This window comes from Deltaproteobacteria bacterium, assembly GCA_026388415.1.
GTDB lineage: Bacteria > Desulfobacterota > Syntrophia > Syntrophales > JACQWR01 > JAPLJV01.
The window spans coordinates 84,820-97,200 of the sequence record JAPLJV010000004.1; the positions used below are offsets into that span (position 1 = coordinate 84,820).

General features: G+C 49.5%; 15 protein-coding genes. All 15 read right to left on the reverse strand.

What is annotated here, in order from left to right; all coding sequences use genetic code 11:
* Positions 1-4: 4 nt before the first annotated feature.
* The 15 genes from NT140_00655 to rpsB are packed head-to-tail and all read right to left on the reverse strand — an operon-like array spanning position 5 to position 12,196.
* On the reverse strand, positions 5-1,198 hold the full coding sequence (locus NT140_00655) for a pyridoxal phosphate-dependent aminotransferase (GenBank protein ID MCX5830402.1): 1,194 nt from the start codon (positions 1,196-1,198) through the stop codon (positions 5-7).
* On the reverse strand, positions 1,195-1,701 hold the full coding sequence (gene coaD, locus NT140_00660) for a pantetheine-phosphate adenylyltransferase (protein MCX5830403.1): 507 nt from the start codon (positions 1,699-1,701) through the stop codon (positions 1,195-1,197). Before coaD ends, NT140_00655 begins: the two co-directional genes overlap by 4 nt.
* An 18-nt stretch (positions 1,702-1,719) precedes the next feature.
* Positions 1,720-2,271, reverse strand: coding sequence for a 16S rRNA (guanine(966)-N(2))-methyltransferase RsmD (gene rsmD, locus NT140_00665; protein MCX5830404.1), 552 nt, complete (start codon positions 2,269-2,271; stop codon positions 1,720-1,722).
* Positions 2,268-3,284 (reverse strand): aspartate-semialdehyde dehydrogenase, encoded by a 1,017-nt coding sequence (locus NT140_00670; protein ID MCX5830405.1) that lies wholly within the window; start codon positions 3,282-3,284, stop codon positions 2,268-2,270. Before NT140_00670 ends, rsmD begins: the two co-directional genes overlap by 4 nt.
* 17 nt (positions 3,285-3,301) lie before the next feature.
* On the reverse strand, positions 3,302-4,072 hold the full coding sequence (gene pssA, locus NT140_00675; GenBank protein MCX5830406.1) for a CDP-diacylglycerol--serine O-phosphatidyltransferase: 771 nt from the start codon (positions 4,070-4,072) through the stop codon (positions 3,302-3,304).
* Positions 4,069-4,710: a phosphatidylserine decarboxylase family protein gene (locus NT140_00680; protein MCX5830407.1), complete on the reverse strand. Its 642-nt coding sequence runs from the start codon at positions 4,708-4,710 to the stop codon at positions 4,069-4,071. Before NT140_00680 ends, pssA begins: the two co-directional genes overlap by 4 nt.
* A 56-nt stretch (positions 4,711-4,766) precedes the next feature.
* Positions 4,767-5,492, reverse strand: coding sequence for a tRNA (adenosine(37)-N6)-threonylcarbamoyltransferase complex dimerization subunit type 1 TsaB (gene tsaB, locus NT140_00685; protein ID MCX5830408.1), 726 nt, complete (start codon positions 5,490-5,492; stop codon positions 4,767-4,769).
* A gap of 22 nt (positions 5,493-5,514) precedes the next feature.
* Positions 5,515-6,621 carry an RIP metalloprotease RseP gene (gene rseP / locus NT140_00690; protein ID MCX5830409.1) on the reverse strand — a complete coding sequence of 369 codons (1,107 nt, stop codon included), beginning with the start codon at positions 6,619-6,621 and terminating at the stop codon, positions 5,515-5,517.
* Positions 6,622-6,654: 33 nt separating this feature from the next.
* Positions 6,655-7,818 (reverse strand): 1-deoxy-D-xylulose-5-phosphate reductoisomerase, encoded by a 1,164-nt coding sequence (locus NT140_00695; protein ID MCX5830410.1) that lies wholly within the window; start codon positions 7,816-7,818, stop codon positions 6,655-6,657.
* On the reverse strand, positions 7,815-8,639 hold the full coding sequence (locus NT140_00700; GenBank protein MCX5830411.1) for a phosphatidate cytidylyltransferase: 825 nt from the start codon (positions 8,637-8,639) through the stop codon (positions 7,815-7,817). The genes NT140_00695 and NT140_00700 overlap by 4 nt, the downstream gene beginning before the upstream one ends.
* On the reverse strand, positions 8,636-9,382 hold the full coding sequence (locus NT140_00705; GenBank protein MCX5830412.1) for an isoprenyl transferase: 747 nt from the start codon (positions 9,380-9,382) through the stop codon (positions 8,636-8,638). The genes NT140_00700 and NT140_00705 overlap by 4 nt, the downstream gene beginning before the upstream one ends.
* 27 nt (positions 9,383-9,409) lie before the next feature.
* Positions 9,410-9,967, reverse strand: a complete 558-nt coding sequence (gene frr / locus NT140_00710) for a ribosome recycling factor (GenBank protein MCX5830413.1) — start codon at positions 9,965-9,967, stop codon at positions 9,410-9,412.
* A 33-nt stretch (positions 9,968-10,000) separates the two neighbouring features.
* The gene (gene pyrH / locus NT140_00715) at positions 10,001-10,717 is read right to left on the reverse strand and encodes a UMP kinase (GenBank protein MCX5830414.1); all 717 of its coding nucleotides are present in this window, start codon (positions 10,715-10,717) and stop codon (positions 10,001-10,003) included.
* Positions 10,718-10,720: 3 nt separating this feature from the next.
* Entirely contained in the window at positions 10,721-11,323 is a 603-nt protein-coding gene (tsf, locus tag NT140_00720; protein ID MCX5830415.1) for a translation elongation factor Ts, read from the reverse strand.
* Positions 11,324-11,365: 42 nt separating this feature from the next.
* A complete protein-coding gene (gene rpsB / locus NT140_00725; GenBank protein MCX5830416.1) occupies positions 11,366-12,196 on the reverse strand; it encodes a 30S ribosomal protein S2 in 831 nt (276 codons plus the stop codon).
* Positions 12,197-12,381 lie beyond the last annotated feature (185 nt).

Genomic DNA, 12,381 nt, shown 5'->3' on the forward strand with positions numbered 1-12,381 from the left:
ACAATCAGGAAAGATTCATGACCGCGCGCTTAATCCTTGCCACCCCCTCAACAATCTGATCCATAGACGTAGGATAGGAGAGACGGATGTGATTGTCCTGTCCGAATTCCACACCGGGAACTACGGCGACATTAGCTTCTTCGAGAAGATAGGTAGTCAGATCGGTGGAGTTCGTTATTACCTTTCCTCCATAGGAACGACCATAGAAGTAAGAGAAATCAGGAAAGACATAAAACGCACCTTGGGGCAGCAGGCATTTCACTCCGGGGATGGCATTTAGTCCCTCTACGACGATGTTTCTTCTTTTCTCAAATTCCCGCACCATTGCCGTCACACTGTCCTGCTTTCCGTTCAGCGCCTCCACGGCAGCCTTCTGGGAAATTGAGGCGGGATTGGAGGTATTCTGACTCTGCAACTTATTCACGGCCGCTATGATGTCTTCCGGCCCGGCGGCATAGCCTATCCGCCAACCGGTCATGGCATAGGCCTTCGAAACGCCGTTGACCACGACGGCGAGTTTTTTGATGTCTTCGTTAACGGATGCTATGGAAGAAAATATTAAGCCGTCATAAATAATCTTCTCGTAGATGTCGTCCGAGATGACCAATATCCCCTTATCGCCCAGCACGGTGGCCAAGGCTAAAAGCTCTGCTTTCGTATAGGAGATGCCGGTGGGATTGGAAGGGGTGTTCATTATCAGCGCCTTCGTGCGGCTGGTGATGGCATCTGCCAGTTGTTTCGGTTGCAGTTTGAATCCGGCGGCAGCGCTCGTTTCGATAACTACCGGTTTGGCGCCCGAGAGCACAACAATATCAATATAGGACACCCAGTACGGGGCCGGGATAAGAACTTCATCCCCTTCCTCAAAAAGAACCTGGGCCAGGTTATAGAGGGTATGCTTGGCGCCGCAGGAGACCACAACCTCAGACCGCTTATAGCTCAAGTTATTATCTCTTTTGAGCTTGTTGATAATCGCATCTTTAAGTTCATCGGTGCCGCCTACGGGGGTGTATTTAGTAAATCCCGCCTCGATGGCCCTGATCGCGGCCCCCTTGATCGTATCCGGTGTATCAAAATCAGGTTCGCCGGCGCCAAAACCTATAATATCCTTACCTGCCGCCCGCAGCGCATTAGCCTTAGCCGTAATGGCCAAGGTAGGAGATGGTTTAATTTGAGATATTCTTGACGATAATTTCATGGATTCTCCTTTTTCATCCTTAATTCGTTATACTTTTCATATAATCTGCGGCATACGATTTCCGGAACCATGCCCTTCACGGAACCTCCCATGCTGGCAGCTTCCTTAATGATACTGGAGCTGGTATAGAACCATTTAAAGCCTGCCATGAGGAAAACCGTTTCCACTTCCCGATACAGCCTGCGATTCATCAAGGCCATCTGAAATTCATACTCAAAATCAGACAAGGCTCTCAATCCCCGGAAGATGACTTTGGCCTCACATTTCTTCATGTAATCTATCAATAAACCAGGGTAAGTATCTACCGTTACCCGGTCATTGTCTTTATATATTGCACCGATCATCTCCAATCTCTCGGCGATCGAAAAAAGCGATTTTTTTTCGGGGTTGGCGGCAATGAGAACGATAACTTCATCAAACATCCCCAAGCCACGCTTGACAATATCAACATGACCATTGGTAAACGGGTCGAATGAACCTGGATATACGGCTAACCTTATCATACGTTTCTTTCTATACCTCTAATTTGATTTCAAAAAAGTCAATAGCGTATCGCCATATTTGCGCTGCTCTAATACGATAAGCCCCCTGCCCTGTTCCCAATCCGGTTCCTCTCTTACTGAATGCTGAAAAATAATCATGCCGTCCGAGGCAAATAATTTCCCGGCAGCTAAATATCCCGACGTTTCGGAAACGAGCCCGGCCTCATAAGGCGGATCGGCAAAAATGATATCAAAACGCGCGCCTTTTTTTTGCAGTGCCGGGAGGGCTTTTTTTACCTCGGCGCTTAATATATCATAATTGCCCGTAAATCCGCACCGCAATATATTTTTTTCAATGTAATCACAGTAGGCGGCATCTTTTTCGATGAAAGCGACCGAGGCTGCACCGCGACTGAGGGCTTCTATGCCGACACTCCCCGACCCGGCAAAGACATCCAGAAATATTTTGCCGGTCACCGGCGCCAGGATATTGAAAAGAGCTTCTTTAATCCGGTCTGAGGTCGGTCTGGCCTTGCTCTGGGGTGGAAACAGGAGGCGCCGGCCTTTCGCATGACCAGAGATGACCCTCATAGGTAGCCGTTGATCAGCTTTTCGGCAATTTGCACGGCATTCAGGGCCGCGCCCTTTCTCAGGTTATCGGCGACAATCCACATATTAATACCGTTCTTGATTGACTCGTCTTCCCTGATCCGCCCGACAAAGGTATCATCCTTGCCGGCAGCCATAATGGCCAGCGGATATTGTTTTAATTGCGGATCATCAATTACCGTAATGCCGGGCGACCGCATCAGCAGTTCCTTGACTTCCCGGGCCGTTATTTTCTTTTCTGTTTCAATGTTTACCGATTCAGAATGCCCGTAAAAGACCGGAACCCTGACCGTCGTCGCCGTAACGCCTATGAATGGGTCAGAAAAAATCTTTTTCGTCTCGTTGACCATTTTCATTTCTTCTTTTGTGTAGCCGTTATCCAGGAAAACATCTATCTGCGGCAAGCAGTTAAAGGCGATCTGATACGGATATACATCCACTTTAGGCTCTGCATCATTCAAAATAGCCCTGGTCTGTTCTCTCAGCTCCTCGATCGCCCTTTTTCCCGTACCGGAAACGGCTTGATACGTGGAAACGACGATGCGCTTAATTTTCACGAGATCGTGGATGGGCTTCAAGGCGACCACCATCTGAATCGTAGAACAGTTCGGATTGGCGATTATACCGCGATTTTTATACATGCTGATGGCCTCCGGATTCACCTCCGGCACTACCAGCGGGATTTCCGGCACCATCCGGAAGGCGCTGGTGTTATCAACGACCACGCATCCGGCCTGGGCGGCAAGCGGAGCAAAGCGCTCACTGATGCTGCCGCCGGCCGAGAAGAGACCAATCTGGATCCCTGGAAATGAATCGTCATTCAATACTTTTACCTTTATTTCCTGATCTCCGTATTTCAGCATCTTGCCGGCGGAACGCGCTGAAGCCAGTAAGGTCAATTCGGCCACGGGGAATTGACGTTCATGCAAAATCTTGATCATTTCGTTACCCACGGCGCCAGTGGCGCCCACAACGGCCACATTCCATTTCTTCATATTCTACCTCCGTATTATCATTTTTCTTTTAAACTTCCTTCCTGCTTCTCCTTAGGCGTCGTCCGGCAAAGTCTGATCAACCACCAACAGGGTCCCGACAAACTGTAGCCCACAGAAAAAGTAAAAAGGGTGATCTGCGGCTCTGCAGCGACGATGATCAGAACAATTACTATCAAGACAAAAGACATGAAGGGCTTGCGCGAAAAGAAATTTAGATCTTTAAAACTGTAATATTTTACGTTGCTTACCATCAGAAGCGCCAAGGCGACAGTGGTCATTAGAATGGAAAAATCATGATATTTACCTTGTCCTCCCAAATAAAAATAAAGCATGATTCCGGTCGCAATGACGGAAGCGGCTCCGGGTATGGGGAGGCCATTAAAGACTTTGCTCTCGATTATGCCGATCTGGATATTGAAACGGGCCAGTCGCAGTGCTCCGCACACAACGAATAAGAACGCGACGAGCCAACCCCACTTGCCATACGCGGAAAGCGCCCAGGAATAAGTGAGGACCGCCGGCGCAACTCCGAAAGTAACAAGATCGGCCAGCGAATCAAATTCCGCTCCAAATTTGCTCATCGTATTGGTCATCCTGGCAATGCGACCATCCAGGCTATCCAGGATCATGGCTGCCACGAGGAGGACGGCGGACAGTTCATACCCCCCCTGCATGGAGGCCAGGATGCCATAAAAGCCACAAAAAAGGTTGGCTGTCGTAAGAATATTGGGTAACAGATAGATCCCCCGTTTGCGAGGGGCCTTTTTGGCGGCGCCTTCATTTTTCACGGTAGTTCTCCCATAATCGTCTCACCGGACCTTACCTTATCGCCAAGCTTTACAGTAATGCTTGTTTCCGGCGGCAGATAGACATCAAGGCGTGAGCCAAAGCGTATCAGACCGAATCTTTCGCCTTTGGCGACCGGCATCCCCTCTTTTATCCAGCAGACGATTCTTCTGGCAATCAGCCCGGCTATCTGGACCGTAATAATCTCCCTGCCCTTATCCGTCGCGATAACGATAGCATTTTGTTCATTTTCCGCAGCCGCTTTATCAAGATTGGCTGAAATAAACCTTCCCTTGGTATAGCGGATCAATTTTATCGTGCCAGAATACGGTATCCTGTTAACATGAACATTAAAAACATTCATGAAGATACTGATTTTGAGGAAGCTCCCGGAGGCGAGGTCATCCCGGCGCGCCTCTTCAATTTTAATAATCCTGCCGTCGGCAGGCGAAACTACAGCGCTCCTGTCCGTCGGTATCTTCCGTTCGGGGTTGCGAAAAAACCAGGCAATGAAAAGTGTAGCAGCCAGAGTAAAAGCAGCCGTCTTGAGAAAACAAAAACCGGATAAAACGAGGGTTAATACGCCAGCCGCGATGATAAAGGGAAGGCCTTCCGGCGCTATAATGCTCTTGTGACTCATGTTAACTTCATTGCCCTGTTCTCTATATGCTAACCGTTCGCGCTTTATAATAATTTCTAACTCTTGTCAACTTCCATATTGCCGCTGCTTTCAGCCATTAAAAACTTCCTTTCGGCTTCAGAAAGTCGCAAATAGCGGGGAGTAAAAGTCAGAACATCCAGACTGTATCCCTCATGGAATTTCCTAAAGCCCAGCAAGCCAACCATACTTGCCCGGACATGAGAAAATTGCACCGGCGCAATAATCGCTTCCGGCAGCATCCGGTTGATCAGGTCGGCATATTTTACCGCCCCTGATCCGAGAAATAACACCCTACCCTCATCCTTTACTTGAGAGATCAATGCCTCTAAATCAGTCAGCCTTTCCTCATGCATCAATTGAGGAATAAAATTGCCGTCCAGCTTGTAAATGGCAGCATACACCTGTTTACGCTGGGCGTCCAGGATGGGACAGATACGTCCGGTAAACGATCCTATGTTGGCAGATAAAGCCAAAAGCGTAGAGAAACCAACCACCGGTTTACCGGTCGCCATCGCCAGCCCCTTGATGGTAGCAACACCGATGCGCACCCCTGTAAAAGAACCAGGTCCCAGTGTACAGACAAAAAGATCCGTCGTCTCCGGAGAAGCGCCGACAAGATCATAAACATGCTTGATAGCGGTCAACAGATGCAACGAATGGTTATCGCCGGTGTTGACAAAGACCTCGGCACGGATTGTCTGATCCTCAAGTAATGCCACACTCAGCGTGGCGCCGGTTGTATCGAGAGCGAGAATCAGCATTGTTAATCATCCTGTAAATTAATTACCTGGAAAACATTTTGCCGATGTCCTGGCTGATGTCCTGAAGGAATTTTATATTCAGCCGGTCCAAATCCATTACCAGCACGAATACCATCAAAACAATCAGCAGCGCAAACCCTACCTGCTGCGCCCTTTCCCGCCACTTAAGATTGATTTCCCGGCCCGTTATGGCCTCGATCAGGTAAAAAAACAGGTGGCCGCCATCCAGAATTGGTATGGGCAAGAGATTCAGCACGGCGAGGTTGATACTGAGCAGCGCCATAAAGAGAAGAAAAGGTATCAGGCCTTCCCTGACCTGGGCGCCTGCCAATTGGGCGATCATAATCGGCCCGCCCAGGGTCTTCGGGGAAATGACCCCCTGAAAGATCTTGACTACGCTCAGCAAGGTGAGCTTGGTAACCACCCAAGTCTGTTTTGCACCCTCGACTAATGCTGAAAAGGGGTTCAGGCGCTCAATTTTTGTTTCTAATGACGGTGAGATGCCGATCTTGTAGGAATTGACCTCTTCACCGAAAATGTCCTTTACCTTGAACAGGGTGGGCGTCAGTGAGACACTTTGCGTTTTTTCGCCTCGTTTTATCGTTAAATTAAGGATCTTACCGCCGCTGCCATTGATCGCCTCGGCCATGTCCGTCCAGCGCCCTATCTGCCGGCCGTCAATCGCCGTAATTGTGTCCGCCTTCAGCAGACCTGCCCTCAAGGCAGCAGAACCTTCCTGAACGTTGCCTATCGTCGGCAGCAATACCGGTAAACCCCAAATATGAACAAGAGTAAAGATTACCAGCGCCAGCAAAAAATTAAATATCGGTCCGGTCGCGACAATCAGCATCCTTTTCCATACTGGCTGCACCAGGAAGGACCTTGCTTGATCGGCCTCGGATAAATCGTCGTCTTCCGATTCACCCAGGAGCTTAACGTAGCCGCCCAAAGGTACGAGGGAAAGGAGATACTCCGTCTCACCGACTTTCTTGCCGATGATACGCGGGCCGAAGCCCAGGGAAAATTTCAGGACGCCCACCCCGGCAAATTTAGCCGTCAGAAAATGGCCCAGCTCATGTACGAAAATAAGTACGCCCAAAAGCACAATAACCGACAAAATACTTACCAAGTTCTAACCCCTTTCCTTACTTCTATCAATGCATTATCCCTGCATGTTGATAATCTCGTGACATGTCTCCCGGGCCCAATGATCAGCCGTCAGGATGTCGGCGATGGTGTGATGACCCGCTTTAACGGAATGTAACGAAAGCGTTTCTTCTGTAATCTCCGTAATTTGCGTGAAAAGAATTTTCCCCTCCAGAAACGCTTGAACGGCTATTTCATTGGCGGCGCTCAAAACGGCCGGCATCGTCCCGCCTTGTCTCCCGGCTTGATAGGCCAGTTGCATGCTGGGAAACTTGTCAAAATCAGGCGCCAAGAATTCCCAGTTTCTCATGGCCGGCAGGTCCAGGCTGGCCCCGAGTGAGGCTGACCTTTCCGGAAAGGACAGGGCGTAAGAGATTGGCGCCTTCATATCCGGTGTGCCAAGTTGCGCCAGAATACAGCCGTCAACATATTCCACCAGAGAGTGGACGATACTCTGCGGGTGGATGTAAATATGAATATTATCAAAATCAATATCAAAGAGCCATCTGGCCTCAATGACCTCCAGGCCTTTGTTCATCATGGTTGCCGAATCCACGCTGATTTTTTTGCCCATCCGCCAGTTGGGATGATTCAAGGCTTGTGCCGGCGTCACTTTCACCAGTTTCTCCGTCGGCAGACGTAAGAATGGCCCGCCCGAGGCAGTCAGGATGATCCGCTTCACGTCCTGCCGACGATGTCCTAACAGGCACTGGAAGATCGCGCTATGTTCACTGTCAACCGGCAATATCTTGCTGCCGGTGGCCTGCGCCTTCGCCATGACAAGATCACCCGCCATGACCATAACTTCTTTATTGGCCAGGGCAATTTCCTTGCCGGCGGCAATGGCCTCCCACGTGGGAAGCAGCCCGGCCGCGCCTGCCAAAGCGGAAACAACCATATCAACGCTTTGAGCTGCTGCGACATCTCGATATCCCTCGGGGCCGCAAAGGATCTCCGGCCGAGGAGAAGAGGGGAGCAATTTCTGCAAGCGGGCAGCCACAGTCTCATCCTTAACGGCAACCATTGGGGGCTCAAATTCGATTATCTGCTCCCGTAAGAGCTCCGCATTTTCACCTGCCGCCAGCGCCACAATCTTGTAGCGCTGCGGATTTCCCCGCACCACACGCAAGGTATTAACGCCGATTGAACCTGTGGAACCTAAGATAGTCAAATATTTCATGTTATTATAAAATGCTGATAGTAAAATACAAAAGGAGCAATGAAGCTGAGGCTGTCGAGACGATCCAAGATACCGCCATGACCGGGGAAAATAAAACCGGCGTCCTTAACCCCGGCCGATCTTTTCAGGGCCGACTCAAATAGATCTCCTAACTGCCCCAGAATACCGCCGCCAGCGCCCATAATCAGAGCATGGATGAGGGGTAATTCCGTGAAGATGAGCTGTTGAAAAATAACGCCGCCCAGCAGGCTGCCGCACATCAGCCCAATGGTTCCTGCTACGGTTTTGCCGGGACTCAAAGCGGGGAATAATTTCCTTTTTCCCAGCGTTTTGCCGGTATAATATCCAAATACATCGCCGCAAAAAGCCAGGACGAGAGTAAGAAATATCCAGCTTACACCCTGCGGCAAGTGGCGCAGCAGAATGAAAGAAGACATCAGCAAGGGCATGTACATGAACCCCAGGACGACTTTCCCCACCCTTGACATGTCAATCGCCTGATCTGTAATTTGAGAAAGAAAGGCCATAAAACAAAGCAGCAAACAAAATGTCAAGACGGAAGTAATCATGGCATTGCCTGATATATATGTGGAAATGGCAATCACTGCGGCAAAAAAGAATACCTCACCCTTCTCCCGGACAAATCCATCCTTGCCAAAGGCTAAACTGTTATATTCCCATACGGCCATTTGAATGGCCGCAAATATTAACAGGGAAAATAATTGTTCAGAGCTGTAATATATGAATATTATTAGTAACGGCGCAGCAACGACACCCGTGATCAATCTCTGCAAGTGGTGGCTCTGCAAGTGGTGGTTCATGTCAAGTCAACCTGTTGCAGTTGGTCGCTTGTCAAGCCATACCTTCTTTCCCTTTTCTGAAAGCTGATAATGGCCTCCAGTAGATCATGGCGACTAAAATCAGGCCACAAAACGTCCGTGAAATAGAATTCCGTATAGGCCATTTGCCATAACAGGAAATTGCTCAAACGGTATTCCCCGCTGGTTCTGATCAGCAAATCCGGGTCAGGAAGGTCTGCGGTATAGAGATAAGAAGCGAACAGTTTTTTTGTTACCTCATCATCCGTTAGCTTGCCGAGCCGGATGTCCTTAATGAGGCCATTGACAGCCTTGATGATCTCATCCCGACCGCCATAACTCAAGGCCAGGTTAAGCACCATACCCTGATTGCCGGCCGTCAGGTCCATTACTTCCCGCAAGGTTCGCCTGATACGACCTTGCAGCGCTTCCGTGTTGCCGATACTGGTCAAACGGATGCCGTGCTCAAGCATCTCCTTAAGCTCGGAGCGAAGATAGTTCTCCAGGAGCCCCATCAGCGCATCCACTTCCTGCGTCGGGCGGATCCAGTTTTCGACGGAGAAGGCGTACAGCGTGAGATACTTGATCCCGATCTCCCGGCATATCTCTACCGTGGCACGCACTGCCTCGGCGCCCTTCTGATGCCCTGCGATACGGCCGAGGGCATGAGACTGAGCCCACCGCCCGTTACCATCCATGATGATAGCAATGTGCCGGGGAAGTTTTTTAAGATCAATTTCGTTCATATTATCGGGGTCGGGAATAAGGATGGTTTATATCTCCATGATCTCTTTTTCCTTCGCCCCCAGAACGGCATCGGTTTTTTCGATAGCTTTGTCGGTCAGTTTCTGTACCTTTTCCTGGTATTGAAACATAACGTCCTCAGAGATTTCATTGGCTTTTTTCATGTTCTTGAATTTTTCATTGGCATCACGACGGGCATTGCGCTGCTTTATTTTGCATTCCTCCGCCATTCTCTTGACTATCTTTACGAGTTCCTTCCGACGCTCTTCCGTCAACGGGGGGATGGCGATACGCACTGTCTTGCCATCATTGGACGGCATCAATCCCAAGTCTGATTTTTGAATAGCCTTTTCAATGGCGCTTATAATACTGCTGTCCCAGGGAGAAATAACTATCAGCCGGCTCTCCGGCACGGAAAGGGTGGCGGCCTGGTTGAGCGGCGTGGGCACTCCGTAATAATCAATCTTGATGCCATCGAGCAGCGCCAGCGATGCCCGGCCCGTCCTGACCTTGCTCAATGATTTATCCAGGGCATGCAAGGCGCCCTCCATCTCCTCATTCAGTTCTTCAATTACCAAATCACTCATAGCTCACACCTTTGGCAAACAAAGTTATAAAAGTCAATTACCCACGGTGGTTCCAACTGCATGACCACAAATTACTTTTTTTATATTGCCTTCCTCCTGCAGATTGAAAACCACGATGCGCAGTTGATTATCGCGACACAGCGAGATGGCGGTAGCATCCATAACTTTCAGGTCTCTGGTCAGGACATCCGTGTAACTTATGCGGTCAAATTTCTTCGCATCCTTATTCAGCACCGGATCTTTATCGTAAACACCGTCAACCTTGGTGGCCTTCATTATGACATCCGCCTTGATCTCCATCGCCCGGAGAGATGCAGCCGTGTCCGTGGTAAAAAAAGGATTGCCGGTGCCCGCGGCAAATATTACTACCCTGCCCTTCTCCAGGTGACGGATGGCCCTCCTGTGAATATACGGCTCCGCTACTTCTTTCATCTCTATTGCCGATTGCACACGGGTATAAACGTCCATCCTTTCCAGGACGCTTTGCAGAGCCAGGCTATTGATAACCGTGGCCAGCATCCCCATATAGTCGGCCGAAGCCCTTTCCATACCCAGGGCGTGGGCCTCGGCGCCGCGGAAGATATTGCCGCCGCCCACGACGATGCCCAGCTCTACGCCCATCCGGACCACTTCCTTGATTTCCCCGGCAATCTTATTGACCGTTTCATAGTCAATGCCAAAAGAGCGCTTGCCCGTCAGGGCTTCACCGCTTAATTTTAAAAGCACTCTTTTATATACCGGTTGATCCATATGTTATTTTAATTCCTCACCTAACTGAAAGCGGGCAAATCTTCGGACAATGATATTTTCTCCCGTTTTGGCCATCATATCCTTTACCAGCGTTCCGATCGTAATGTCCTGGTTTTTAACGAACTTCTGCTCGAGAAAGCAGACATCCTCATAATACTTTTTCAATTTGCCCTCCATGATCTTCTCCCAGATCTTTTCGGGCTTTCCTTCTTGCGATGCCTGGCTGCGATAGATTTCTTTTTCCCTTTCCAGGGCCTCGGCGGGAATATCTTCCGATCTCAGATAAAGCGGATTAGCCGCCGCGACATGCATGGCCAGATCTTTCGCCAAAGTCTGGAAATCAGCGGTCTTGGCGACGAAGTCCGTTTCGCAATTCACTTCCACCATCACGCCGATTCTGCCGCCCATATGAATATAGGAAGCAACCATGCCTTCCTTGGCGGCCTTGGAAGACCTCTTGGTCGCTGCGGCCATGCCTTTTTTCCGCAAATTATCAATCGCATGATCAAAATCGCCACCGGCTGCCGTCAGGGCTTCCTTGCAATCCATCATCCCGGCGCCCGTTTTATCTCTTAACTGTTTTACCATTGCAGATGTAATATCCAATTTATTCAACCTCCTTTATTCTATTTCAATACGATTAAGGCTTCAGGAACTTGCCTGATTATCTGAAAACGCATCTTTTGTTTCGACACTCTCCGGGACATCTGCCTCAGCATACTCCGGCGCGGAAATATCAATTGGGGGCAATACGATAGCTGTTTCCTTGTTACTTTCCGCCTGTAACCGTTCTTCAAACAGCTTCCGGCCTTCGATGACGGCATCGGCAAACTTGGAGGCAAACAATTTGATGGCTCTGATGGCGTCATCGTTCCCCGGGATGATATAATCTATCTCATCGGGATCGCAGTTGGAATCAACAATGCCCACAATGGGGATCTTCAATTTCCGCGATTCCTTCACGCCGATCGTTTCCCGCTTGGGATCAACAACGAACAGCCCGCCCGGAAAGCCGCGCATGCGCCGGATGCCGCCCAGAACATTGTCCAATTTGTCCCGTTCCTTCTGCAGTTTTAAAATTTCCTTCTTGGGAAAAGCCTTGATGCTGTCATCAGCAAACAGCTTATCCAAGTAATTCAACCTGTCTATGCTTTTTTTGATGGTCGCAAAATTGGTCAGCATCCCGCCCAGCCATCTCTGGTTGACATAGGGCATGCCGCAGCGGGTCGCCTCTTCGCGGATAGACTCCTGCGCCTGCTTTTTTGTACCGATAAAGAGCAGCTCGCCGCCTTCCGCCACCATGTTGACGACGAAATTATAGGCCGTCTGAAACAGCCCCACCGTCTGCTGAAGATCAATAATGTAGATGTTGTTTCTCGCCCCGAAAATATAGGGCTTCATCTTGGGATTCCACTTATTGGTCTGGTGACCAAAGTGAACGCCCGCCTCCAGCAGCAACTTCATTGAAATACTCGCCATAAATAACTCCTTTTCAATTGTGTTTTTTCCGCCACCCCTTTCATCTTGACGGTCAGCTTACCAAAGCAACACGCCGCCAATCCCAGGGTGTGTGAATTACCGTGCGTCTAACACAGATGACGCAAATTATCAAGCAGAATACTAATAATTCATCTTGTTGACCAGAGCTTGGCTAATCGCGTCGC

Bases quoted from the DNA above. Each gene is read 5' to 3' on its own strand.
- tsaB (MCX5830408.1), bottom strand. From the start codon at position 5,492: ATGCTGATTCTCGCTCTCGATACAACCGGCGCCACGCTGAGTGTGGCA.
- NT140_00680 (MCX5830407.1), bottom strand. From the start codon at position 4,710: ATGAGTCACAAGAGCATTATAGCGCCGGAAGGCCTTCCCTTTATCATC.
- NT140_00695 (MCX5830410.1), bottom strand. From the start codon at position 7,818: ATGAAATATTTGACTATCTTAGGTTCCACAGGTTCAATCGGCGTTAAT.
- coaD (MCX5830403.1), bottom strand. From the start codon at position 1,701: ATGATAAGGTTAGCCGTATATCCAGGTTCATTCGACCCGTTTACCAAT.
- NT140_00655 (MCX5830402.1), bottom strand. From the start codon at position 1,198: ATGAAATTATCGTCAAGAATATCTCAAATTAAACCATCTCCTACCTTG.
- frr (MCX5830413.1), bottom strand. From the start codon at position 9,967: ATGAGTGATTTGGTAATTGAAGAACTGAATGAGGAGATGGAGGGCGCC.
- NT140_00705 (MCX5830412.1), bottom strand. From the start codon at position 9,382: ATGAACGAAATTGATCTTAAAAAACTTCCCCGGCACATTGCTATCATC.
- NT140_00700 (MCX5830411.1), bottom strand. From the start codon at position 8,639: ATGAACCACCACTTGCAGAGCCACCACTTGCAGAGATTGATCACGGGT.
- rsmD (MCX5830404.1), bottom strand. From the start codon at position 2,271: ATGAGGGTCATCTCTGGTCATGCGAAAGGCCGGCGCCTCCTGTTTCCA.
- rpsB (MCX5830416.1), bottom strand. From the start codon at position 12,196: ATGGCGAGTATTTCAATGAAGTTGCTGCTGGAGGCGGGCGTTCACTTT.
- pyrH (MCX5830414.1), bottom strand. From the start codon at position 10,717: ATGGATCAACCGGTATATAAAAGAGTGCTTTTAAAATTAAGCGGTGAA.
- NT140_00670 (MCX5830405.1), bottom strand. From the start codon at position 3,284: ATGAAGAAATGGAATGTGGCCGTTGTGGGCGCCACTGGCGCCGTGGGT.